Annotated in this window: 20 protein-coding genes and 1 tRNA gene; 16 read left to right on the top strand and 5 right to left on the bottom strand. The window is 47.9% G+C overall.

Annotated elements, in window-relative coordinates:
• Window positions 1-161: 161 nt before the first annotated feature.
• From CI595_RS00875 to CI595_RS00865, 3 genes are all read left to right on the top strand, one after another.
• Window positions 162-1,019 carry an ABC transporter ATP-binding protein gene (locus CI595_RS00875; protein ID WP_095170768.1) on the top strand — a complete coding sequence of 286 codons (858 nt, stop codon included), beginning with the start codon at window positions 162-164 and terminating at the stop codon, window positions 1,017-1,019.
• Entirely contained in the window at window positions 1,016-1,660 is a 645-nt protein-coding gene (locus tag CI595_RS00870; protein ID WP_095170767.1) for an ABC-2 transporter permease, read from the top strand. The genes CI595_RS00875 and CI595_RS00870 overlap by 4 nt, the downstream gene beginning before the upstream one ends.
• A 199-nt stretch (window positions 1,661-1,859) precedes the next feature.
• On the top strand, window positions 1,860-2,855 hold the full coding sequence (locus CI595_RS00865; protein ID WP_095170766.1) for a MerR family transcriptional regulator: 996 nt from the start codon (window positions 1,860-1,862) through the stop codon (window positions 2,853-2,855).
• A 42-nt stretch (window positions 2,856-2,897) separates the two neighbouring features.
• Here the strand turns inward: CI595_RS00865 and CI595_RS00860 are convergent, their stop codons facing one another.
• Together CI595_RS00860 and CI595_RS00855 are read right to left on the bottom strand one after the other, a co-directional pair.
• The gene (locus CI595_RS00860; RefSeq protein WP_095170765.1) at window positions 2,898-4,199 is read right to left on the bottom strand and encodes a sensor histidine kinase; all 1,302 of its coding nucleotides are present in this window, start codon (window positions 4,197-4,199) and stop codon (window positions 2,898-2,900) included.
• Entirely contained in the window at window positions 4,196-4,915 is a 720-nt protein-coding gene (locus CI595_RS00855; protein WP_095170764.1) for a LytR/AlgR family response regulator transcription factor, read from the bottom strand. Before CI595_RS00855 ends, CI595_RS00860 begins: the two co-directional genes overlap by 4 nt.
• Before the next feature lie 199 nt (window positions 4,916-5,114).
• Here CI595_RS00855 and CI595_RS00850 point away from each other — a divergent pair.
• Window positions 5,115-5,196, top strand: a tRNA-Leu gene (locus tag CI595_RS00850).
• A gap of 56 nt (window positions 5,197-5,252) precedes the next feature.
• Here CI595_RS00850 and CI595_RS00845 read toward each other — a convergent pair.
• The 3 genes from CI595_RS00845 to CI595_RS00835 all read right to left on the bottom strand — a co-directional run bounded on the left by CI595_RS00845 (window position 5,253) and on the right by CI595_RS00835 (window position 8,086).
• A complete protein-coding gene (locus CI595_RS00845; RefSeq protein WP_095170763.1) occupies window positions 5,253-5,579 on the bottom strand; it encodes a hypothetical protein in 327 nt (108 codons plus the stop codon).
• Between the two features lie 91 nt (window positions 5,580-5,670).
• Window positions 5,671-6,669 (bottom strand): uroporphyrinogen decarboxylase family protein, encoded by a 999-nt coding sequence (locus CI595_RS00840; protein WP_095170762.1) that lies wholly within the window; start codon window positions 6,667-6,669, stop codon window positions 5,671-5,673.
• 199 nt (window positions 6,670-6,868) lie between these two features.
• The gene (locus CI595_RS00835) at window positions 6,869-8,086 is read right to left on the bottom strand and encodes an MFS transporter (RefSeq protein ID WP_095170760.1); all 1,218 of its coding nucleotides are present in this window, start codon (window positions 8,084-8,086) and stop codon (window positions 6,869-6,871) included.
• Window positions 8,087-8,358: 272 nt separating this feature from the next.
• Between CI595_RS00835 and CI595_RS00830 the strand changes: the two genes are divergently transcribed.
• From CI595_RS00830 to CI595_RS00775, 12 genes are all read left to right on the top strand, one after another.
• Window positions 8,359-9,927 (top strand): helix-turn-helix domain-containing protein, encoded by a 1,569-nt coding sequence (locus tag CI595_RS00830; RefSeq protein ID WP_095170758.1) that lies wholly within the window; start codon window positions 8,359-8,361, stop codon window positions 9,925-9,927.
• Window positions 9,924-11,510: a PucR family transcriptional regulator gene (locus CI595_RS00825; RefSeq protein ID WP_095170756.1), complete on the top strand. Its 1,587-nt coding sequence runs from the start codon at window positions 9,924-9,926 to the stop codon at window positions 11,508-11,510. Before CI595_RS00830 ends, CI595_RS00825 begins: the two co-directional genes overlap by 4 nt.
• Before the next feature lie 26 nt (window positions 11,511-11,536).
• Complete coding sequence (locus tag CI595_RS00820; RefSeq protein ID WP_095170754.1) at window positions 11,537-12,811, top strand: ferritin family protein; 1,275 nt, start codon at window positions 11,537-11,539, stop codon at window positions 12,809-12,811.
• Window positions 12,780-13,682, top strand: coding sequence for a patatin-like phospholipase family protein (locus tag CI595_RS00815; protein ID WP_243135072.1), 903 nt, complete (start codon window positions 12,780-12,782; stop codon window positions 13,680-13,682). The genes CI595_RS00820 and CI595_RS00815 overlap by 32 nt, the downstream gene beginning before the upstream one ends.
• 205 nt (window positions 13,683-13,887) lie before the next feature.
• Window positions 13,888-16,278, top strand: coding sequence for a glycoside hydrolase family 94 protein (locus CI595_RS00810; RefSeq protein WP_095170752.1), 2,391 nt, complete (start codon window positions 13,888-13,890; stop codon window positions 16,276-16,278).
• Between the two features lie 77 nt (window positions 16,279-16,355).
• On the top strand, window positions 16,356-17,789 hold the full coding sequence (locus CI595_RS00805) for a phosphoglucomutase/phosphomannomutase family protein (protein ID WP_095170750.1): 1,434 nt from the start codon (window positions 16,356-16,358) through the stop codon (window positions 17,787-17,789).
• A 243-nt stretch (window positions 17,790-18,032) separates the two neighbouring features.
• Window positions 18,033-19,781 carry a sensor histidine kinase gene (locus CI595_RS00800; RefSeq protein ID WP_095170748.1) on the top strand — a complete coding sequence of 583 codons (1,749 nt, stop codon included), beginning with the start codon at window positions 18,033-18,035 and terminating at the stop codon, window positions 19,779-19,781.
• Window positions 19,782-19,890: 109 nt separating this feature from the next.
• Window positions 19,891-21,243, top strand: a complete 1,353-nt coding sequence (locus tag CI595_RS00795; RefSeq protein WP_095170746.1) for an ABC transporter substrate-binding protein — start codon at window positions 19,891-19,893, stop codon at window positions 21,241-21,243.
• 155 nt (window positions 21,244-21,398) lie between these two features.
• Window positions 21,399-22,292 (top strand): carbohydrate ABC transporter permease, encoded by an 894-nt coding sequence (locus tag CI595_RS00790; RefSeq protein ID WP_095170744.1) that lies wholly within the window; start codon window positions 21,399-21,401, stop codon window positions 22,290-22,292.
• 15 nt (window positions 22,293-22,307) lie between these two features.
• Complete coding sequence (locus CI595_RS00785) at window positions 22,308-23,165, top strand: carbohydrate ABC transporter permease (RefSeq protein ID WP_095170743.1); 858 nt, start codon at window positions 22,308-22,310, stop codon at window positions 23,163-23,165.
• Window positions 23,166-23,390: 225 nt separating this feature from the next.
• Entirely contained in the window at window positions 23,391-24,125 is a 735-nt protein-coding gene (locus tag CI595_RS00780) for a response regulator transcription factor (protein ID WP_095170740.1), read from the top strand.
• A 24-nt stretch (window positions 24,126-24,149) separates the two neighbouring features.
• Window positions 24,150-25,694 (top strand): Ppx/GppA phosphatase family protein, encoded by a 1,545-nt coding sequence (locus CI595_RS00775; RefSeq protein ID WP_095170738.1) that lies wholly within the window; start codon window positions 24,150-24,152, stop codon window positions 25,692-25,694.
• Window positions 25,695-25,699: the final 5 nt, after the last annotated feature.

Here is a 25,699-nt window from a genome sequence, read left to right as displayed (position 1 = left end):
GAAATGATATTTCTTGCCGGTCACTGCTTTTTATTATGCGCTTCTGCCTGTTCGGCACAGCTTACGGATTACGGACATCTAAAAGCAGATCGTGGACATTTTGGCACAGCATGGGTTTCTGCAGTAAGATGATCTCATCAAGAAGAAACGGAGGAATACACATGACTGATGCACTGCAGGTAGAAAGGCTGACCAAGACATTTCCGGACTTTACTTTAGAGAATATCAGTTTTTCTGTTCCCACAGGGTCTGTGACGGGCCTGATCGGGCCAAACGGATCAGGTAAAACAACTACAATTAAGCTCATTCTGAATCTTTTGAAAAAAGATGCAGGTACCATTACCGTATTGGGGCTTGACCATATGAAAAAGGAACAGGAATTTAAAGAACGGATCGGGGTGGTTTTTGATACGCATTTTTTCGTAGATGACTGGAAAATGCCGGATGTTGAAAAAGCTATGGGTATGTTTTACCGGAACTGGGATACCGGTGCTTATTACCGTTATTTAGAGCGGTTTCAGATAAGCAGGGGAAAACGTGTCAGGGAACTTTCCAAAGGGATGCAGATGAAGCTGATGCTTGCCTGTTCTTTTTCACACAAGGCAGAACTGCTGATCCTGGATGAGCCTACCAGCGGACTGGACCCTGTATCCAGGGATGAGATGCTGGATATTCTTTTGGAGTACACAGACGATAAAAAGCACAGCGTTCTCTTTTCAACGCATATTACACCGGACTTGGATAAGATCGCGGATCAGATTACATTCATAAATAAAGGAAAACTGTTTTATACTGGGGAAAAAGTGAATTTTACAAGGAGATATTCCATTGTTTCCGGATCTGTGAAACAACTCTCACCGGATATAAAAGCGCTCACACCGAATATCAAGATATATCCGGATTCTTTCGAGGCATTGGTGGAGACAGAATACCTGCCGGGACTTTCCGGTTTACAGACCAGGTCCGCGGCTATGGATGACATCATTGTATTTATCAGTAAAGGGGAGGTTTCGCCATGAAAATATGGAAAGCAGTAAAACTGGATTTTAATCTTTTGAAATATTATTATAAATCTATTTGTTTTACACTTCTGGTACCGCTTGCTTTTATCCTTCTTTACCGTACCCTGGTTGTGGGGATATCCTTTGCCATGTTCATGATGGCTATGACGTCAATCTATACGTTTTCTGTGGCGGATAAGAATGATATGCAGAGGCTTTACAGTATCCTTCCCATATCAGTGAAGGAGCTGGTCTGCGGAAAATATGTGCACGCTTTTTTGATGGGGGTTCTGGCAGTGCTTGTGTCCTGCGTCCTGCAGCCTGTGATCCTCAGGCGGCTGGGGACAGCGGTTTCCCTCGGTGAAATTGCGGCGGCAGCAGCGGCAGGCATGGTGCTGTATATCACTTATGTCTGCTTTCAGATTCCGGCATATTATAAGTTTGGCCCCATCAAAGGCAGGGTCTTTATGTACGTGCCCGTAGTGGGAATTCTGCTGACTATGTTTTTGGCGGAAAAAGCAAAGGTGGATACCGCTTCCCTGTTTGGGATGCTTGGGGATAACCGGTATCTTGTGCCATGCCTGCTCATTTTTTACCTTATAGCGGCAGTGTTCATTTCTATTGGGATATCCATACGGGTTTTGAAAAGAAAGCCTTGACTTTGACACCGTGTCGCAGTTTATACTGGTAAGCACAGGGCCACTGTACACAGGCCACTGTACCGGGAGGCGTTTTCATGCTGAGAGCATGAAAATCCCGAGGCAGCCAGCGCGATATGGGGCAGAATGCCCCATATCTGTGCATCGCGAAGCGTGTTACTGGACACGGAGTGAACAATAACAGCACAGGAGGTGTCATATGGAAGAAATGACTGTAAGCCAAGTATCAAGAAGCGTGGGTATCTCAACCAGAATGCTTCGTTACTATGAAAAAGTGGGATTGATCAAAAGTTCCCGGCAGGAAGGATATTCCTACCGCGTATATGATGAGAATGCGGTTTCCCGGATCAAACAGATCCTCATCCTGCGTAAACTGCGGATACCTGTACGGCAGATTGAGGTTATACTCAATAACACCAATGCGGTTGCCGCCATTGATATTTTTCGGCAGAATATGGAGGAGTTAGACGAGGAGATCACGGCTCTTTCTACGATCAGGGATATCCTGAATCATTTTGTTGAAGAACTCAGCAGGACCACGGAACTGCCGTTGGAGGATATCATGCCGAAGGATGATGCCGTGCTGGCAGCTATTGAGTCTCTTGGCATCATCAGCATTAATTTTAAAGAGGAGCAGTCCGGGGAGAAATTAAAGAAAGCAGATGAACAACTCTCGAAGATCAATGATGTCCGGATCCTGTATCTGCCTCCTGCTGCGGTAGCTGTTTCCCACTATGTGGGGGATGAGCCTGAATTACATGCGAATTCCCTTTTGGACAGCTTTGTGAAGGAAAATGATTTGGGAAAAAGAAAACCGGATTTGAGAAGGTATGGGTTTAATCATCCGAATCCGGTTGATGAGACAGGTTACCATGGTTATGAGTCCTGGGTAACCATTCCCGATGATATGGAGGTACCTGCGCCTCTTGAAAAGAAGCAATTCTGCGGCGGGCTGTATGCGGCCCATATGATCTCTTTTGGGGATTTTAATGAATGGGATGCATTTCTTGCCTGGATAATGAAAAATGAACAGTATGAGTTTGCAGGTGATTTGGAGGATCAGGAGCATATGTGCGGGCTGATGGAGGAACATTTGAATTACTATAGTCATATAGGACAGCCGGAAACGGATATGGAACATTTACAGTTAGACCTTTTAATACCCATAAAAGAAAAAGAGAGACAGACCCCCTAAAATGCTTCGAGGCTGCAGCGATATGTGCAGCCTCGAAGCATTTTAGGGTTCTGCGGCATCCATCTTAACACCGTCAAAACACATGGTGATAGTTGTCTGAAAGATATGATCCGCATAGGCGGTCTGGATCATGCCCTCGTATTTCTGTACTGCAGATTCTATATTTTTCATGCCCCAGCCGTGGAGCAGAAGTCCTTTTTTGGCGGAGGTAAGTTCTCCCTCAGGTGTGTAGGAGGGTTGGGGACTGCTGTTCTCCAGTTTAATGACCAGAATATTCCCGATACGCCGGATGGTTAAAGTGATCCTGCACCTGTCAGGGGGGCATTGACGGCTCATGGCTGCTGCGGCTTCCAGTGCATTATCCAGAAGGTTTGAAAGGATCGTACATAGATCATTGGCTTTAATATTGGTGTTATAAGGATATTCAATATTCATTTCCATAGGAATACCGGTCTCCGCAGCCTTTGCGTATCTGCTGTTTAAGATATAATCAACGGTCTGATCGCCGGTCCAGACCATGGAGGAGATATCCCGCACGGGACTTATGACGGAATCAATATATTCAGATAGCTCCGGAGCATTATATTTTTGTGTGAGCTGCCTTATGACCTCCAGATGCCGGTGAAAATCATGGAACAGCCTGGCATTTTGGGAGTACGCCCGGTTTACTGCGGTGTAGTTCTGTTCCAGCAGTTCTTTTTGCATTTCAATAGTGGCCAGCAGTTCTTTTTCGCGCTGGTATTTCACATGGGTGTATCCAAGGACAATCCGTAAAAAAAGTACGGAGAGCACAAGGATACTGATGATCATCGGGGTCTTTAAATCCTGCCTTACAAAAGACAGGTGCAGCATAATGGAGATTCCGCAGAATGCCGCCACAGAAGTCCCATATAAGGTTTTATAATATTGTCTTGGGATTTTCAATAATTCTTCAAGACTATTTGAGGTAAAAAGAGCAATATAAAACAAGACCCTGAAGCAAAAGGAAAATATAAGCCAGAAAACCAACGGCACGGAAAAATATCTGCACAACAACAGATAAGAGACCGTATCCACAAGAAAAAGTGCACTCAGATAAGAGCAGCCGGAATACAAAAGCAGTTTCCAGTCCCATGGATACAAGATTTTGGAAATAAGAAGGATTCCTGCCAGAAGGATCACGGCAGAGAGGGCAGGACTTTTTGAAACGCTGTTGTAAAAACAGAGGAGTAATGCAGCAGAAGCAGCCATGCCGCCCAATACTGCATATTTTTTTCCGCTGCCCTTATGCCGCTTACCGGTCAGGTATACACCGAAGAAAATTTCAGTGGAGAGAATCAGGAATTCAAATAGAAAAATCATCATATATGTTTCCCCCAATAGGAATTTACAGCCATTTTTACATTCTGGAGATGAGAACGGCTGATTGGAAGGACGGTTCCGTCTTTTAAGTATAGGTTACTGTTTTTTATTTGCGTAATATGGATCAGGTTTATGATACATCCCCGTTCAATGAAGATAAATTCTTCTGCCCCTAATTCTTCATAGACGGTCAGCAGGCTTTTGCGGACCATGATAATGCCCTGGCTGGTGTGGAGCGCAGCGTTCTTGCCCTCCCGCAGAATATAGAAAATGTCACAGAAGCGCACTTTTTCCATCCGGTTGGCGGTCAGGACCGTATAGTTTTTATCATCCTCCAGCATGATGAGTTTCAAGGCATCGGTGACTGCATAAGTCAGCCGTTTTTCCAGGTCACTTTTGGGCACATACCGGAAGATAGACAGCTCAAAACTGTCAATGGCATATTTTACATGGGATGTGATGAAGATGACTTTCACATTGGGAAGCTGAGGTTTTATGGCCTGAACTATCTCCATCCCGCTGATATCCGGCATTTCAATATCTAAAAGGATCAGGTCAAAAAAACTATGGTCATCCAAAATATCACACAGCAGCATTTGACCGCTGCTGTAGGTTTGTATCTCGGCCACGGCTTTCAGATGGCTGAGACAATTTTTGAGAATGATATCGTTCTTCAGAATGGAGTCTGTGTCATCGTCGCACACAGCAATACGGATCATGAGTACCTCCCGTAGATTTATCAATAATTTGCACGGCAGGTTTTCTAAAAAATACAGCCTGCCATGTTATTTTACTATACCATACTGTTTACGAGGGAAACAACCAGAAAATAAATCTTGATTTTCTGATAAAAAAAGACAAAAACACTTGCGCGATATGAAAATATATGGTAATATTATCTTCGGTTCGTGAGAACGGGCCGCTGTGGCGGAATTGGCAGACGCACTTGACTCAAAATCAAGCGGGTAACTCCGTGCCGGTTCGAGTCCGGCCAGCGGCATTATAAAAAGCCCTCGTGATCGCTGCTTTACAGAGACAGCAATCTGAGGGCTTTTGTCATGCGGTTTTTCTTTTCAATTCTTCTATTTCTTTTTCCAGCTTTTCCACTTTTTCAGTCAGAATGTTGACTCTGATTTCCTCGAGACAGCTCTTGTCGGAAACCTTAACAGCCTGGTTTAACTTGTCAATTAAATGGCCGTGGTTCTCTGCCAATAAGGAGATATTTCTATCTGTGACATTTTCAAGATGTAATTTTACATCAGTGATGTCCTTCTGCATGCTTGTGATATCCTTCTGCATGCCGGTAATTGCATTTTGTAACGGCTCTGTAGTATTTTGCAATAACACTGCAATAGCTTGCAAATCTTCTTTCGTCAGTGCCATGTCATCATCCCTCCTTTTCTTCATGCATTATACCACAGATCCATACTTTCCGAAACCCTAAAATTAAATTACATATGGAATACCTGTATGGCTATACAAAGATTTCTTTGCTGTAAGCTGCGATCTCTTCGCTGAGCGTTTCATATACCCCCGGGAAGGTGCTGATATCAAGTCCCTGAGAAGCACACGGAATGAAATAGAGCCTGCCGTTCTCGTCGCAGGCGCGGCGCACTTCTTTTTTGATGACATCCCTGGTCCAGCCCGGGTAGTCCACTTTGGCGCTGTCTATGCCGCCCATGAAGGAGATCTGGCCACCGTATTTTCGGATCAGTTCCGGTACATTATTTGTTGTCATGACACCCTGCCAGATATCAACCCCCATCTGGATCATATAAGGAACCAGCGTGGCTGCATAGGAATCCGAGTGATGAACAATAAGCTCCACGCCGTTGTCCCGGTATCTCTTGTAAATTTTCTTATATGCAGGAAGGAAAAACTCTTCAAACATAGCCGGGGAGATAAAGGTGGAGGTCTGTGTCCCCCAGTCATCGTGGTGGAAAAGCGCATCAGGTTTCAGATACCTGCATACCTTATCCGCATATTCCAGTTCCCAGTCCGTGAGGTAGTCAATGAGTTCATGCATGGCTTCCGGTTCCTCGATAAAGTTCATCATGGTCTGGGGAATATCCATCAGGTGATGGCACTGTTCAAAAAGACCCGGGAACATGACAGAAGTTACAAAATATTCGTCCCTGTCAACCGATTCTGCCTCTTTGATATAAGGTTCCCATTCGGAGTCCGGGTAGTCCAGGCTTGGCGCATGGACATATTTTCTCCACTCCGTGACATCCTTCAGCACCAGATGTTCCTCGTCATGTACAGGGAAGTCCCCCGGCATTCCTTTTGGCCATGAGAATGTGATCCCCCAGCTGTTGACTGCATTTAGAACGCCCTCTTCCAAAATGGGGCCGTTGTGCAGGTCAAAGAATGGGCTGCCGTAGATAATGTGCATAAATTCGTATTGATTCACAAATCGGTCGGGATGTCCTCCCCGGATAGTTTCCAGTAAATTTTGTTTTGTAGTGAGCATATAAATATCTCCTTTCATAAGTAAGCCATGGGATTTTTATTTGTTACACAAATGGTAACTATTCAGTAGGCCTGCGCATTCACTGCGCTGACCGTAAGAAATTGTACCACGGCCAAGCAAAAATCCCATCGCCAAAGGCGATTCTGCATGGATTTTTGCCTATAACTGTGAGGGTACTGAACAGTTACCACAAATGTTTCTAATTGTTCTGTTCTTCCTGCATGGAAAGGTCACTGGGATTCTTCTTATCCATAATGGTACAGATAATGGACAGTACAGCTCCGATTCCTGAAGCGGCGATGGCTACAGGCAGTAATTTCAATATGCCGGTGGTGCCAAGAAGCTTCTGCAGCACCGTGCAGGCGTAGGTGGAGAGGAACATCCCCAGACCTCCGATGGCTGTTGTCATGGAGATGGAGGAAGATACCCGCTCCTTGGGGACTACAACCGTACATCTCAGGAAGAAGTAAGAGAAGCCATATCCATAGGAAGCGCCGCACAGGGTACAGGCGATTCCGGCCATGACCGGTCCGGATGCCAGATAAAGCAGCAGGTAGGAGAGGCACAATCCCACGTATCCGAAAATGATGGTTGCCCTTTTCAGTTTGGAGTACAGAGTGCCAAACAGGATGCAGAGTATACAGCTTCCCACAGTGCCCAGAGTGGAGAGCAGTGCCGCAACGCTTTCATTTCCATATCCCTGTTCTGCCACAAGGACAGATACCTGATAATAGATGACAGCGTAAATCAGATTGTAGGCAAAGCAGGATACCATCAGCATGAATTGTCTGGACAGATAGGGATTCTTTCCCTGGGTCTTTGCCCGGTCTTCCTCCGTCTGGCTGCCCTCCGGGGGCGTCATGGGAAGGAATATAAACATCATCACTATAACCGGAACGGCGATCCAGTAAACCTTAAACACTTCATTCCAGGAGCGGACCGCAAATACCCCTGCGATCAGGCTGATGACAGCTCCGGTGCCCGCCATGGTAGCGTTGAATATACCCATGATGGTTCCGCGTTTGTCCTCGTCCACATAGACTTCCGCGATCAAAGCCATAGCAGCCGCATTTACAAAGCCCATGGAAATACCTACCAGGATACGCATGGCCAGTACATAATACACGTTCGCCACAGCCCCGCCTAAAATGGCGGATACGGCAAATAGAATCATAGCCCCGATCAAAATCTTCTTTTTACTCAGATACTGCATGAGTTTTCCGCAGAGCATCGCCGAGAAAAGCATGATAAACGACGGCCCGGACAGGATGAAATTCACGGCGGCATCATTTTGGAAGGCCTCATACAGCCCGTTTCCGGCTGGGATGATGACCATATCTGCCATGACTGCCACATTCGTCAGGAAAAGAGAGATCAAAAACAGAAGCGCACGCCCCTTTGTCATTTCTTTGTCCATCTTACACCTCCATAAAATATTTACGATCCGGATCTTATGAATCCATTATATCCTATTTAAAATGTCTTACTATCCTTTGAAATTCCCGTATTTTCGGGAGGCCACCGTTGAAAAACCCTAAAAAATGCCGGTGAGGCGATGTTTTTCGTCTGTTTATGTGAATTGGAAGGGCAAAAAACGTCAAATCAGAGGAAAAGATATTCTGGTAAATCGGAAGGGGGAGATTTATAATGAAACTATAGTCTGAAAATGGAAAGCAGGGGAGGTGCCGCATGGAACTAAATATCCATATCTTGAGGAATGAGCTGGAGCACGTTTCCGGTTACAGGGGGGAGCGGGATTACCTGGAAAGAAGCCTGTCCTTCTACACGCTTTATCAGCCGGACTGCGTACTGCGCAGAGATACGCTGTATCTGGTGGACTCGGTCAGCCTGGCAGCAAAAATACCGGGGAAGGAATCCGGGACCGCACTGCTTATCATAGAAGGAGAGGAACAGGAAGCCGCGGGGTATCCGGACGGCTGCGCCTGGATCTGTATGGACGGCAGTCTGTCAGCAGATGCGCTGCTGGCCCGGCTTCAGGATATCTTTGAGAAATATGACAGATGGGAGAGGGGGCTTTCTTCTGTTTTATCGGGGGAGCGGAGCATAGAGGCGCTCTGCCGCATCAGCCTGCCTATTTTTCACAATCCTGTCATGGTACATAACAGGGAATATGAACTGATGGCATATGCGGAGGCGGGGGGAGCCAGCTTTCCCTATAGCCTCTTGCAGGAGGGCACCAATTATCTGGACCGGAATATTACGGACGAGCTGTTTTTCCGCTCCGATTATCTGACGACCCTGGAATTTGAGACACCTCAGTTCTGGAGCAATGAAGGAGAAGAATATATCACTATATACAGCAATATATTTGATGAGGATCAGGAGTATTGGGGAAGGATCGTCATAGACGGGGTGAACGGCAGTCTGACGGAGGGGCACCTGGCACTGCTCTCCGTGTTTACTGAGGCAGTGCGGGCACTTGCGGTACGTCACTCAGGCTCTAAGTTCAACGCACTGGCTGCATTTAAGAATTATGCACTGGAATACCTGCGCAGCCCATCCGGTTTTGACGCAGATAAGCTCCTAATGGCAATGCGGCTGGCAGGATGGAAGCGGAACGGCCCCTTTTTCTGTGTCTGCATGGAACTGACGGAGGCGGGGCAGGAACTACATTCCGCTGCCTATGAGAGTGTGCTTTTTGACCACCAGCTTTATGGATACCTTTCCCTGGAGTATGAGGACAGGCTGCTGCTTCTGTGCAATCTGGGCCTGGGGCTGGAGGGAAGGGATGAGGAGTGCAGGCGGCTGGCCTATATTGTCCGGGACAATCTGTTCAAGTCAGGGATCAGCACGGAATTTTCCGACTTTTTCCAGTTCCCCGATTATTTCAGACAGGCTGAGGCAGCGCTACAGTCAGGAAAAGAGTGCAGCAGTACCCAATGGCTGTTCAAATTTGAAGACTATGCACTTCACTATGTGCTGAACCGCGGTGCCAATACCCTGCCAATGAGAACACTGATCCCCCCATCCATCCTGAAACTCATCCGGTATGACAGGACACACGATACCAGTTATTACAAGACACTTCTCAATTACATAGAATTTGATTCCCATACAGCAAAAGCCATTGATGATTTATATATCCACAGGAACACCTTCAAATCCAGGATAAAGAAGATCAGGGAGCTTTTGGAGATGGAACTGGATTCCCCTCAGGAGCGGCTCTATCTCATGCTGATCTTCCGCATACTCAGACGGTATCCTGAACTGGCGTCAGAACAGGAGGTGGGGCTTTGAAGCTGAACGGGTGTATATTGGCTGAAGATTTAAAAGGTGTGGAGGGAAGTTCTCTGAAATCAGATCCCATGGAGCTTCCCCTGACAGGCGCCCTGATCTGGCAGGAAGGGATATCGCTCAGGGAATATTACGTGTATATCATGTACGCAGAAGATTTGGAGCGGATACCGAAAAAACATGCGGCGCTCACTGTGGTAAGCATCGGGAAACCTTCAAAAGAATGTCTGGAGCGGGAGGGCATGGATATTCTATGGGTCAGACCGTACCTGACACCCCAGATGATATTGTCTTTACTCTTAAAAATATTTGAGAAATACAGGATATTTGAGGAGGGGTTAAACCGGCTGTGCCGGGATGGAAAACCTTTTTCGGCCCTGACCCCGGTGCTCTTATCCGTATTTTCCAATCCCATTATTGTAGTGGGGGAACACATGGAGATCCTGGCGCTGTCCCAGAATGAGGATACGTGCAGGATTCCCTGTGAGTGCAGGGATGGGGATACGGATTTTTTAAGGTCTTCTTTTGAGAAGGCTTTTTGCCGCGCATGGAAGGAGGAGGGCGGAGTATCGGCCACAGAGGAGGGGATCCCATTTCTGGCGGTGCCGGTCCGGGAAGAGGATAAGATCGTGCTGGGGATCTTTCTCCTCTCCGTCACAGTGCCGCTGACAGAGCGGGACAGGATACTGCTCTGCCAGACAGGACAGTATCTTAAGTGTATGCGGCGTGTGAATTTTATCAACAGCTACCAGGGAATGGAGCGGATGCAGAGAACCTTGGCACAGCAGGCACAATCCTGCAGAAGCTTTGCTGAGATGCCGGAATGTTTGACGCGGTCCCTTGCAAGGCTTGGCTGGGAACAAAAGGGAAGTTATGTCTGCATTGTGCTCAGATCAGCATTTTTCAGCAAAGTCAGCCAGAGAGAGATACCTGCAGATGAGCTGTTTGAGAACAGCAGTCTCATGGTCAAGACAGGGACTGAGGTTTTCTTTCTGTGCAATCTTCTGAAAGTATCCGGGGGTGTGGAGGAAATCGGGGAGAGGCTGGAAGTGATATTGAAAGATTCGCCGCTGATCGCAGGAGTCAGCACCCCGTTCCGCAGTTTTCCGGATTATCCGGATTACGGTATCCAGGCATTGGCGGCGCTGAGGATCGGAAATAAGCTGGATCATACAAAAAAGGCGTGTCTTTTCAAAGATTTCGCGCTGGATTATATCATTTATGAGGGATGGAAGTCCCTGCCGGTCAATGTCCTTCTCTTTGGCGGGCTGAAAGATCTGCTTCTCCATGATCACATCCATCACACAAGTTATTATCAGACCCTGGAGGCTCTTTTTGATAACTTTATGGTCATGAGCCGGACTGCCTCCCGCCTGGGGATCCATATCAGCACCCTGAAATACAGGGTAAAGCGCATCCACGAAATGCTGGGGCTTGACCTGAATGACAGCTATAACAAAATATACCTCCAGAGTATTCTGCTTCTGCTGAGGCAGGATACCGCGTCGGTGGAAGCATATCTGGAACAGGAGGCCAAAAAGACCGCGCGAACGATTCCGGTTGCCAGTTCAGAAAAAATGAAGTAAACTAATACCATTGAGGAGGTATTGTTATGAAGAAACGTAATATTCAGAAAATTATAGAACCTATTGTCCGCCGTCCCGGCTGTACGTCCTTTGCGGTGATCGGGGACCCCGGATGTGAAGGGATGGGAACCGTTATGATGAAGACCTATGCAGGGGCGCTTGAGAAAGCGGCAGAGGAAGATATGATCCTCATAGCCGGGGATATGGTTCCTGTTGGCGATGAGCGTCACTACAAAAATATCTGTACCGTCACAGAATCGGTGGCTGATAAAGATGTCTTTGTGCTTAGGGGAAACCACGACACAGGAGACTACGAGGCATTTTTTGGTCTGCATGACTATGCTGTCATTGCGGAGACATTTACGATTGTAGTGGTTGACAATGCCTTCCGGAAATTTTCCGACACAGGGCTTGCGCTGCTTGGACGGGTACTTGCCATGGAAGAGTGCGAAAATGTGGTGATCGCCTTCCACATTCCTCTGCCAAACCATTTTACGGGAAATTCCGTGCCCCGGGAGGAATTTGAGCGTCTCAGGGCAGTATATCTTCCATATAAGGAAAAAATCAAATATTTTGTGTGCGGCCATGTGCACTCTTGCTTTGAGGATGAAGTGGATGGCATTCCCTTTGTGTGCACAGGGGGAGGCGGTGCCATCATAGAGGATGTGTCGGAGAATATAAAGGCATCGGATGTGGAACATCATATTGTCCGCTTTGCCAGGGAGAACGGCAGGCTCTGCCACAGATTTGAAAATCTTGGGGATGCCCCTTACCAGAGGGAGCGGGAGGACAAGATCACCAGGGACCAGCTTGAGGAGACCGTCAAAGGGGAGCTGTATGCATTTCTTCGCTATCAGACCTTTGCGGAGCGTGCAGAAAAGAGAGGATACGGCAGGGTCGCCAATCTGTTCCGGGCGCTGGCAGAATCGGAGTACCGGCACGCCAAGAGTTTTTACGCCATCCTGGACAAGCCGAAAGCGTTTCATGAATCAGTGGAGACCTATGTGCCCGGAGAAAAATTTGAATACGAGCGTCTGTATCCCATGGTTGCGGACTATGCCCAGGAGCGGGATTTTCTGCTCACGAGGCAGGCCTACCGGGACGCGGCTTCTGCCGAGAAGGCCCATGCAAGGCTTCTGAGTGAGGCTGCAGACTGCACCGGATTTGAAAAAACCGTGTTTTACGTGTGTCCGGTCTGCGGATGCCTGATGGAGAGCCGGCCGGAGCGCTGTCCGGTCTGCGGGGCGCCTGCAAGAGAGTTTTTGGTATATGAGAGCAAAGAAGAGACAAAAGAGGGATGACGGGAAAATGACACAAAATATTGCGAAAACAGGTTTGATTTTGGAGGGCGGCGGGATGCGGGGTGTATTTACCGCAGGCGTGCTGGACTATTTCCTGGAGGAGGATATTTCGTTTGATACCTGCCTGGGCGTTTCCGCCGGCTCCTGTCTGGCCTGCAGTTATTTGTCAAAGCAGCACGGAAGGGGATACCGGACCGTTACCGGGTATCTGGATGACCCCAGATACTGCGGGATCGGCAGCTTCTTAAAGACAGGGGATTATTTTGGGGCAGAGATGCTTTACAAGACCATACCGGATGAACTGGACCCCTATGACCATGAAATGTTTGAAGCAAACCCGGCCAGGTTTTACGCGGTTGTGACCAACTGTGAGACCGGGCAGGCGGAGTATAAACGCATCCGGGACCTGCACCGGGACATTTGTTATATCCGGGCATCCAGCTCCCTTCCCCTTATGTCCAGGACCCTGTGGATCCGGAAGAAGCCATACCTGGACGGCGGTATAACAGATTCTATTCCCATCCGCAAATCCGAAAGCATGGGAAATGACAAGAACGTGGTAGTGCTCACAAGGGGCAGGGAATACCGGAAGCAGAGAAACCGGATGGTGCCGCTTCTGCGCCTGCGCTACGGCAGGCAGTTCCCAAAACTGGTGGAGTGTATGGAAAACAGGCACCGGGTCTATAACGAGACCCTGGATCATCTCTACCGGAAGGAAAAAGAGGGAAGCGTATTCCTGATCCAGCCTCCAAAACCGGTGGAGATCGGACGGATCGAGAAGGACGGGGAAAAACTGAAAGCACTTTACAGCCAGGGATATGAGACGGCAAAGAGGCTGGCAGAGGCCCTGAGAAAATATCTGGAGAGTTAAAAAATATCTTTCCCCGCGTCATCACAAGAAAAAACAAATATTAACATCCTGAACTATGTTACTGAAACAGAAAGTTTTCTATAATAGAGCCAGGAAGACGAAAAGGGGTCTGCCGATGCAGGCCCCTTCGTATTATCAGGGCCGGACAGTACAGACTGCCTGTCCGCAAAGATTCTTAATAGGAGATTCAGGAGGGTTTCGTAACATGAAATACGGACATTTTGACAATGAAAAGAGAGAGTACGTGATTGACAGGGTAGATCTACCTACATCCTGGACCAATTACCTGGGAGTGAAAGACATGTGTGCGGTTTTGAACCACACAGCAGGAGGATATATTTTCTACAAATCACCGGAGTATCACCGCATTACAAGGTTCCGCGCCAATGCAGTACCCATGGACCGGCCGGGACATTATGTGTATATCCGCGACGATGAGGATGGGGATTACTGGAGCGTATCCTGGCAGCCTGTGGGCAAGTCCCTGGAGGAAGCCAAATATACCTGCCGGCACGGCATGTCCTATTCTGTCTATGAATGTGACTACAGCGGCATCAAGGCATCCCAGAAAATGTGCATCCCCAAAGAGGACCCGGTGGAACTGTGGGATGTGAAGATCAAGAATGACAGCGGACGCCAAAGAAGCCTCAGCGTGTATTCCTATCTGGAATTCTCCTTCCACCAGATTGAGATGGACAACAAAAATTTCCAGATGAGTATGTATGCGGCAGGCTCCTCCTGTGAGGACGGTATTATTGAACATGACCTTTTTTATGAAGAGTTTGGATTCCAGTGGTTCACAGCCAGCTTTGAGCCGGATGGATTTGAGTGCCTGAGAGATGCCTTCATTGGTCCCTACCGCACGGAATCAAACCCCATTGGCGTGGAAAATGGTGTCTTAAACGGCGGTTTTGAGAAGGGCAACAACCACTGCGGAGCCCTGCAGAAAAAGATCACCCTGGCTCCCGGTGAGGAAGTGCGCCTGGTGTTCATGCTGGGAGAGGGAAACAGAAAAGCTGCTTATCCCTACAAGGAAAAATACAGTGATCCTGCAAATGTGGACGCAGCCTATGAGGAACTGAAAAGCTACTGGGACAGCAAATTTGATAAGCTGCAGATTCGGACGCCCAATGAAGGTATGAATACACTGATCAATACATGGACCCTTTACCAGGCGGAGATCAATGTAATGTTCTCACGTTTTGCCTCCTTTATCGAGGTGGGGGGACGTACAGGACTTGGCTACAGGGATACGGCACAGGATGCCATGACAGTTCCCCACTCCAACCCGGAGAAATGCCGCCAGAGGATCATAGAGCTTTTAAGAGGCCAGGTGTCAGAGGGCTACGGCCTGCATCTGTTCCAGCCGGAGTGGTTTGACCCGGATACGGAAGTGAAGCCGTTTAAATCCCCCACCGTTGTGCCCACTCCAAGCAGAGACCAGATGATCCATGGCCTGGAGGATACCTGTTCCGATGATGCCCTGTGGCTGGTAAGCTCCATTGTGGAGTATGTAAAAGAGACCGGTGAATTTGAGCTTTTAAACCAGGTAGTGCCGTATGCTGACAAAGGTGAGGGCACTGTCTATGACCATATGAAACGGATCTTAGACTTCTCCGCCAGACAGGTGGGAGAGGACGGTGTGTGCAAAGGCCTCCGTGCGGACTGGAATGACTGCCTGAATCTGGGCGGTGGTGAGAGCGCCATGGTATCCTTCCTGCACTACTGGGCCATCGAGAGTTTTCTTGAGGCTGCCGCCTATCTGGGTGAAAAAGAGGATGTACAAAAATACACGGCAATGGCGGAGAATGTGAAAAAGGTCTGCGACCGTGAGCTTTGGGACGGTGAATGGTATGTCCGCGGCATCACGAAAAACGGCCGGAAGATCGGAACACAGAAGGACAAAGAGGGAAGGGTACATCTGGAATCCAATGCCTGGGCAGTGCTCTCCGGTGCGGCGCCGAAGGATAAGGGGACAAAAGCCATGGATGCTGTGTATGAGAACCTCTTTACACCTTATGGCATCATGCTCAACGGTCCGTCCTACACAGTTCCGGATGATGACATTGGTTTTGTGACCAGGGTATATCCGGGTGTGAAGGAGAACGGTTCTGTGTTCAGTCACCCCAACCCATGGGCATGGGCAGCAGAATGTATGCTGGGAAGGGGAAGCCGGGCCATGGAATTCTATAATGCTCTGTGTCCTTATTACCAGAATGATATGATCGAGATCCGCCAGGCAGAACCTTATTCCTACTGTCAGTTTATTATGGGAAAAGACCACACCGCATACGGCAGGGCAAGACATCCTTTCATGACAGGAAGCGGCGGCTGGGCCTACTTTGCAGCCACCAGATACATGCTGGGCATCCGTCCGCAGATGGACGGACTGGAGATAGATCCCTGTATCCCCGGTGACTGGGAAGGATTTACCGCGCACCGGGTATTCCGCGGCGCGTCCTTTGAGATCACAGTGGAAAATCCGGTCCATGTGGAAAAAGGCGTGAAGGAAATCTGGCTGGACGGAGAAAAGGTGGATAAGATTCCTGTCTGTGAAGCGGGCAGCAGTCATACCGTAAGAGTTGTTATGGGGTAACCATCCGGGTAACTGTGAAAGTATAAAACATTTTGTTATGGTAATATATGGGTTCGTACAGGAAGGAGAGAACAGCAATGATCAAATTTGGAACAGGCGGTTGGAGAGCGATTATAGGTGACGGCTTCACGAAGGATAACATCCAGAGGCTGACAAAAGCCCTTGCCATGAAGATGAAGGCAGAGGGTGTGGAGAAGGAGGATATCTGCATTGGCTATGACAGGCGTTTCCTGGCAAAGGAAGCCGTGATGTGGTCATGTGAGGTACTGGCAGCGGAGGGGATCCGTGCCTGGTTTATCAACCGGTCTTCCCCCACGCCGCTGATCATGTATTATGTGATGGCCCACGATCTGCCCTACGGCATGATGGTGACAGCCAGCCATAATCCGGCCATTTACAATGGGATCAAGGTTTTCACCAGAGGCGGAAGAGATGCCAATGAGGTGCAGACTGCGGAGATCGAAGCGTATATAGCAAAGGTGGAGGAGGAGATCGCTGCCGGCAATACCATCAGCACGATCCCTTACGAGCAGGCAGTTGCTGAGGGAAAGGTTGTGGAATTTAATCCTCTCAATGAATATCTGGACAATATTATTGCGGCAGTGGATGTGGAGGCCATTAAGAACAAAGGGCTTCGTGTGGCTCTTGACCCCATGTACGGTGTGAGCCAGACATCCCTGAAGACGCTGCTTTCCATCACCCGCTGTGAGCTGGAGATCATACACGAGCGTCATGACACGCTGTTTGGCGGCAAGCTGCCGGCACCAAACGCCCAGACCCTGCGCTCCCTGCAGAATTATGTGCTGGACAGGGGCTGCGATATCGGTGTGGCTACGGATGGGGATGCTGACCGGATCGGTGTGATTGACGATACGGGAAAATTCCTGCATCCCAATGATATTTTAGTGCTGCTGTATTATTATCTTGTAAAATACAAAGGCTGGAGCGGCCCTGTCGTGCGCAACGTGGCAACCACCCATATGCTGGACCGTGTGGCTGAGAGCTTCGGGCAGAAATGCTATGAAGTTCCGGTAGGATTCAAATATATATCTTCCAAGATGGAGGAGACAGACGCCATCATCGGCGGTGAGTCCTCAGGCGGTCTTACCGTTAAGGGACATATCAACGGCAAGGACGGCGTATATGCCGCTATGCTTTTGGTAGAGATGATCGCCGTGACCGGAAAGAAGATATCCCAGATCGCAAGGGATATTGAGGAGGAGTACGGAAGCATCTATATGGAGGAGAGAGATTATAAGTTCACGCCTGCAAGGAAGGATGAGATCCAGAGGACCCTTATGGTGGATAAGGCTCTTCCCGATATTGATGAGCCGGTAGAGCGGGTATCCTATATGGACGGCTGCAAGATCTACTTCAAGAACGGCGGCTGGATCATTGCCAGATTCTCCGGCACAGAGCCTCTTCTTCGTATTTTCTGCGAGATGCCTGAGGCATATCAGGCTGTCCGCATGTGCGAGCTTTTTGAAGAATTTTTGGAACTGAAAAACTGATGAAAGAGAACAGTTTTAACTGACGGTATAAAAATAATAGAAAGTGCGCAAAGCGTGCTTTCTATTGTTTTTTGCGGAAAAGGGCGGTACATGATATAATGAGCGCAAGAGCGCCGGAAGGGAGCCTGCTCACTTATGGCGAACGGGGAATAGCGATCATGAACTGCCTGCAATTCATGATCTGATGTTAGAAAAGCGGCAAAAGCAGAAAAGCCGCAGTACGTGCGGAGAGAGGTAAGGGGAATGAAAGAAAAAAAGAAATTTTCCATCCAGTGGAGAGTCATTGCCATTGCTTTGGGGTGCTGGATGATACCATTTGTGCTCATGGTGGGTATGATGGTGCATTATATCCTGTCCAACCAGATGGGGGACCGGGTGGACAATATGACAGATCAGGTAAATTTTAATATGCAGACCAGTGTGGAGCGGCTGAACCAGGCCATAGAGGATTCCAGGGACGCATCCTACGAGGGGGAACTGCGTTCGGTCTATGAGGCATATAAGAGTAATGATTACAAGGATTACTGGCTCAGCGGCAGGGTGCGGGGGTATCTGAATACCAAGTATACCAATGACCCCAGCTTTTCCAGCACTATTTTCTGGTACAGGGAGGCCCCGGAGAAGCTGAACGGTGAAGTATATAATTCCAGTGCGGGCGGGGCGTATCATCAGATCAATACCTACTGGGAGTATGACCATGAAGCCGTCAGGGAATATGCAGAGACCCTTGATACCGGTATAGGTTTCCTGGACAGGGATGGGCGCATTTACATGATCAGGAATCTTGTGAACCGTTCTTTTGAACCTGTGGGTGTGCTGGTCATGCGATTGAATACTGCCTATTGTTTTGAGGGCATGCGTCATTTTCTGAATGATTTTGATATGGGGATATATTTAAACGATCTGTGTCTGGAGTTCACCCAGGATGGGGAACAGGAGAACAAAGAGGGGATGCGTCCGGAAGAATATCCACAGGGCAGTACATGGGAGGGCGGTTATCTGTACATCAGGAATCTTGTGAAAGAGAACAGTTACCGGCTGGATACGCTGGTACGCATTCCTAAGACGGTGGTCATGGACTCCATGTATGCATATATGCGTATTCTGGGCGTGATGATCGTACTTCTGGTGCCTCTTGTGGTGTTCCTCATATTTATGGTGCGCCGTCATATCCTTCAGCCCACAGAGCAGCTTATGGAGGGAGCCAGGGAGATCCAGGAGGGCAATCTGGGGTATCAGATCACCTTTGAGGCAGGCAGCCAGGAATTTGTCTATCTGACGGAATCCTTTAACCAGATGTCAAGCCGGCTCAAATACCAGTTTGACCATATATTCCAGGAGGAGATGGCACTGAAAGACGCCAGGATCATGGCTCTGCAGTCCCACATCAATCCCCATTTTATGAACAACACTCTGGAGATCATCAACTGGGAGGCCCGCCTCTCCGGCAATATGAAGATCTCCAAGATGATAGAATCCCTGTCCGTACTCATGAACGCGGCTATGGACAGAAAGCGGCGGCATGTGGTGCCTCTGAAAGAGGAACTGCAATATGTGGAGGCTTATCTTCATATTATGAAAGAGAGGCTGGGAAGCAAGCTTACTGTGGAGATGGATATCTCGGAAGAGACCCTGAATGAGAAGGTGCCAAGACTGATCCTGCAGCCCGTGATCGAGAACGCCATTGAACACGGCGTCATAAGGAGCGGCAGCGGCACAGTGGTCTTAAGAAGTTATAAAAAGGGAGACTACCTCTATCTGGAGACGGAGAACAACGGCATTATGAACGAGCAGGAGAGGGCAAAGGTGGACAGGCTGCTTGCGCCTGATTATGACACCAGCAAGGAATCCTCAGGCAATCTGGGCATAGCAAATGTGAACCAGAGACTGGGTATTTTGTACGGGGAACCCTGCGGACTGTCTATTTTCCAGGAAAAAGATGACCGGATTTGTGCCCGCTTGACCATTTTTGTTGGTCTAAGAGCACAATAAAAAGCAAAAAATCACAGTCTCAGTTATTCGCTTTTTACAATATATGCGGTATTATAATGTCATCAAGAAAAACAAAGCAAAACAAAGCGAACAGGGAGGTAATTCAGTAATGAAAAAGAAAGTTGTAGCAGTTTTACTTGCAGGAACAATGGCAGGAACAATGCTGACAGGATGCGGCGGTGACAGCAAGGCAGCAGATTCCGGAGATACCAAGAAAGAAGATACCGCAGACAAAGCAGATGACAGTGAAGACAGCGGCGCTGAGGGTAAAGTTACATTAAATGTTACTACAACCTTTGCAGGAACTGAAAGTAACGTTGATAAATACCAGGAGAGCATTGAGAAGTGGCAGAAAGAGACCGGAAACAAAGTCAACGATTCCTCCGCATCTGCAGACGAGGCCATGAAAGCCCGCGTGATCACAGACTTTGAGACAGGTGCAGAACCGGATGTTTTGTTCTACTTCAACGGCAATGATTCCAATTCTTTTGTTGAGGCAGGCAAAGTGGTTTCCATTGATGAGATCCGTGAAAAATATCCGGACTATGCAGCCAATATGAATGATGACCTGATTCCGGCTTCTCCGTCTGATGGTGTTAAATATGCGGTTCCTTTCTACGGATACTGGGAAGGCATGTATGTAAACAAGAAAGTCTGTGAAGACGCAGGCGTTGAGATACCCGGACCTGACACCACATGGGAACAGTTTATGGAGACCTGCCAGAAGATCAAAGACGCAGGCTATACCCCGATCGCAGCTTCTCTGATCAAAGAGCCGCACTACTGGTTTGAATACTCTATCTTCAACCATGACACACCGGCAACACACGTAGCAGTTCCGGAAAAAGTGGATGATAAAGTGGGCAAAGCCTGGGAAGCAGGTATTGCTGATATCAAAGATGTATACGAAAAAGGTTTCTTTACAGAGAACACCAACACCTGCGAAGCTGATGAGGCATTCCAGGGATTCTTACAGGACAAAGCAGCATTCTATGTAGACGGTTCCTGGAAGATGGGCGGTATCAGAGATAACTCTGACAATATTGATAACTTTACCGTTACCTTTGTACCTGGCCAGAACGAGAGAAAGACAACCGATATCATCAGCGGTCTGTCCTCAGGCTGGTACATCACCAAAAAAGCATGGGATGATCCGGAAAAACAGAAAGCTGCTGTAGATTTAGTAGAATCCTTCATCAACACAGAAACTGTTTCCGATTACGCAGGAACAGCAACTACTGCATTAAAAGACGGTGCGCAGGTTGATGAGAGCAAGCTGAATTCCCTTGAAAAAGATGCTCTTGCCATGCTGAAATCTGTAACCGCTACATCAGGCGCATGCCAGGATCTGTGCTCAGAAGATCAGAGGGCTCCTATCTTCACAAATATGCCGCAGATCGTTGAAGGTCAGATGGAGATCAGTGACGCTATCCAGCAGGTTATTGATGCAATGGAAGAATAATATTTGTTTGGCAGATATTATATTTGTAACGTAAAAACCGTATTTTTTAAGGACCGGAGAGGAAAAAAATCCTCCGGTCCTTCTTAAAGAAAAGCAAGTGAAGTAACTTTCAAATGGACGCAGGTGTTCGCTTGAAAGTCTGGGAGGCGAAATCTATGAATAACACATCAAATATTTATAAGAATAAGAAGCCGGCCATTTTTTTCCTGCTGCCTGCATTCCTGTTTCTGATCCTGTATCTGTATTACCCATTTATCCAGAACATCTTCAACAGTTTCATGAAAATCAAAGGACTGGCAACTCCGGCCAAAGGGTTCAATGACCCGGTTTACAAGAACTACACACGTCTGTTCACAGACCCGAACATGAGAATAGCCCTGAAAAACACCCTGATCATGATCATTGTAACCATCGTAGGGCAGGTGGGGATCGCAATTGTCATCGCACTTCTGGTAGATAACATCAAAAGAGGAGCAAAGTTCTTCCGAATCGTTTACTTCTTCCCCATTGTTATCTCCGCAACTGCATTAGGACTACTGTTCAACCTGATCTTCCTGTATGACAAAGGTATGATCAACCAGCTTCTGGAGTTCTTCGGAAAGACGAACCTGACAGACTGGAAGGACGAGGTCCACGCCATTATGACTATGATGATACCCGTCACGTGGCAGTATGTGGGATTCTACTTTATCATACTGCTGACAGGACTTAACAATATCTCCGATGAGCTGTATGAATCAGCAGCCATTGACGGAGCCACCCGGTTCCAGAGAGTACGCTTCATCTCCGTTCCTCTTCTGCACAACGTTATCTGCACCTGCTGTGTGCTGGCTGTGACAGGAGCACTGAAGGTCTTCGACCTGCCATGGATGATGTTCCCAAACGGTATGCCGTACGGCAAGACGTGGCTCACCGGAACTTACATGTATTACTACGCATTTGTAGCAAGTGACGCGGATTACAGTTCTACGATCGCGATCGTCATTGTTGTGCTCGGCATTATCCTATCCAAGGTTGTAAATGTCATCTTTAAAGAGAAAGACTATTAGAAGGGAGATATGAAAATGAAAAAGCGTAAATTTTCACCAGGAATGTGCGTCGTATATCTCATCCTGATATTCTGGGCACTTACAACAATATATCCGATCCTGTGGGTTATCTTAAACTCATTCAAAGACAGAAAGAAAATAATTGCAAACTCCTTTGCACTTCCGTTAGGTGATTTGTTCAGTATGGAGAACTATAAGACAGCGTTTGACAGACTGAACATCTTCACCGCATATAAAAACAGTATCATCGTTTCCTGCTGCGTGGCAGTTGTGGTTATCCTCCTGGCAGGAATGGCTTCCTACGCACTGGTCCGTTATAACCTGAAAACCAAGAAGCTGTTAAACACCATGGTGGTTGCAGCCATGATGTTCCCGGTATTTGCCACTATTATCCCGGTATTCCGTATGGAATTTTCATGGGGGATCGTCAACACCGATAAAGTTTCCCTATCGCTTTTGTCGCTCATACTGCCGCAGATAGCCGGAAACCTGGCCTTTGCCATGGTAGTGCTCACGGGGTATATCCGAAGTCTTCCCATTGAACTGGAAGAGTCGGCGTACCTGGAAGGCTGCAATCCCATGCAGATCTTCTTCAAGATCGTGGTGCCCCTGACAAAACCATCCTTCGCAACGGTTGGTATCTTCAGTTTCCTGTGGAGCTACAATGACCTGTTCTCCCAGACCTTCTTCCTTCGTTTCAAAGACCAGTGGGCGATCACACGACTGCTCATGGAGATTTCCTCCAGGGAAGGTACAGACTACGGCCTGATGGCAGCAGTGGTGACACTGATCATCGTACCGCTTCTGGTTGTGTATGTATGTCTGCAGAAATACATTATCAAAGGTATGACAGCGGGAGCTGTGAAGGGCTGAGTGCCTGAAATAAAAATAAAGAAGACAGATGGTAACGGTTCAGCTTGCCTGAACTGTTACGATAGAAGGAAAGTATTTGGTGGAAAAGCCGCCAGATACTTTCCTTTTTTTCGCTAATGTTTTATAATAATAGAAAGTAGTATTTATTTTACACAAATTTAAGGTATATTTGAAAGAAGAATAGAATATTTGTGATAAACTAAGAGAGGAACCAGGGGGGTACATATGTATAAAGTAGTAATAGTAGATGATGAGCCAATTATCGCGGAAGGCCTTTCCAAAGTGGTGCCGTGGGATAAATACGGCTGCAGGATCGCCGCCACCGCAGGCAACGGACAGGAGGGGCTGGAGGTTATAAGAAAAGAGCAGCCCAATATCGTTATCTCAGATATCTCCATGCCCGGCATGGACGGGCTGAAAATGATCGCTGCCCTCAGGGTGGAATTTCCGGAGATGCAGATATCTATTCTGACAGGTTACCGGGATTTCGACTATGCGCAGCAGGCCATCCGCCTGGGTGTGACGCGTTTCCTGTTAAAGCCGTCCAATATGGACGAGATCGAGGAAGCTGTGCAGGTCATGGCGGAAAACCTGAAAAAACGAAACATAACCGGCGAGGAGGATGAGTCTGAAAATACTGCAGGCAGTTTCATTGTGAAGAATGCCCTGGCCTATATTCAGGAAAACTATAATAAAAAGATTTCCCTGAGTGAAGTTGCAGAGAACACGTTTGTGAGCCAGTGGCATCTGAGTAAGCTCTTAAATAAACATTTGGAAAAGAGCTTTTCGGAAATCCTCAATTCCATCCGGATCGAGAAGGCAAAAGAGCTGTTAAAAGACCCTTCCCTGCGTATCGGAGATGTGGCGGAGGAAGTGGGCTTTTTAGATATGGCGCATTTTTCCAGGGTCTTTAAAAAGATAGAGGGGATTTCAGCCAACGAGTACAGAAATAAGATATAGTCCGTTTACGGAAGAGGTGAGAAAATGGCAATTACAAGATTTGCAGCAATTGATGTGGGGTCTTATCATGTATCCATGGATATCTACGAAATTTCACCCAAAGCGGGGATCCGTCAGATTGATGAGGTCAGAAGCCGTTTGGAGATCGGGCGGGATACCTACGGAACAGGTAAAATAGGATATGATTCCACCCAGGAGCTGTGTGCAGTGCTCCGGGATTTTGCCGGTATCATGCAGGAATACCAGGTGGATGCTTACCGTGCCTGTGCCACCAGTACGCTGCAGGAGGCGAAAAATGTCTGGATCGTGCTGGACCAGGTATACCAGAAAACAGGCATTAATGTGGAGATCCTGAGCAATTCAGAGCAGAGGTTTTACGGCTACAAATCACTGGCAGCCAAGGAGGCGGCTTTTACAAAGATCATCCAGAAGGGAACCGCTATCATTGAGATCGGCGGCGGAAATGTACAGATCTCCCTGTTTGACAAGGATGCGCTGGTGACTACCCAGAACTTTAAGATGGGCAGCCTGCGTATCCGGGAACGGCTGATCCCGGTGGAGAAGGAGACCGTGTACTATGAGCATCTGGTGGAGGAACTGATCCACAACGATATCCTCAGTTTTAAAAAGCTGCATCTGAAGGAGCGGAAGATTGACAATATTATTCTTCTGGGGGATGTTTTCATGGAGACGCTCCTGAAGAAAAAGAACAGTATGGAGGAGAACAGGACTGTAAGCCGTGACGCATTTATGCAGGTATATGAAGGGATCGTCCATAAATCTCCGGAACAGGCGGCTGTGGAACTGGGGATATCCCTGGAATTTGCCACTATTTTGGTGCCCACCTTGATCATCTGCAGGGTGTTCATTGATGAGATGGGAGCAGAGACTTTATGGCTTCCCGGCACCCAGTTAAATGACGGTGTTTCCTATGATTATGCCCAGAAGCAGAAGCTTATCAAAAGTACCCATAATTTTGAAAATGACATACTGGTATCTGCCAGGAATATAGCAAAGCGTTACATGAGCAACAAGAGCCACACCCAGGCGGTCGCTCAGGTGGCAACCATTATTTTTGACAGTATGAAGAAGGTGCACGGCATGGGCAGCAGGGAGAAGCTGCTGCTGCAGATTGCGGTGATCCTTCATGACTGCGGAAAATATATCAGTATGAGTAATGCGGCGGAGTGCTCCTATGCGATCATTATGTCCACGGAGATCATCGGCCTGTCCCATATGGAGCGGGAGGTGATCGCAAGTGTGGTGCGGTTTAATTCAGAGCCTTTTAAGTATTACGGGGAGGCGGATTCCAAGAGTGCCATTGACCGTGATACTTATATGCTGATTGGCAAGCTGACGGCAATCTTAAGGGTTGCCAATGCCCTGGACCGCAGCCACAAGCAGAAAGTGGAGGAGATTAAGGCAGCAGTCAGGGAGAAAGAGCTGATACTGACCATTGACACACAGGAAGATCTGACGCTGGAGGAAGGGCTTCTGACGGAAAAGGCGGATTTCTTTGAAGAGGTATTCAGCATCCGCCCGAGACTGCGGCGAAAGAAGAGAAGATAGGGGGC

Source organism: Blautia hominis (genome assembly GCA_002270465.1).
In the GTDB taxonomy this organism is placed as follows: domain Bacteria; phylum Bacillota; class Clostridia; order Lachnospirales; family Lachnospiraceae; genus Blautia; species Blautia hominis.
This window is presented reverse-complemented; position numbering and strand designations above follow the sequence as displayed.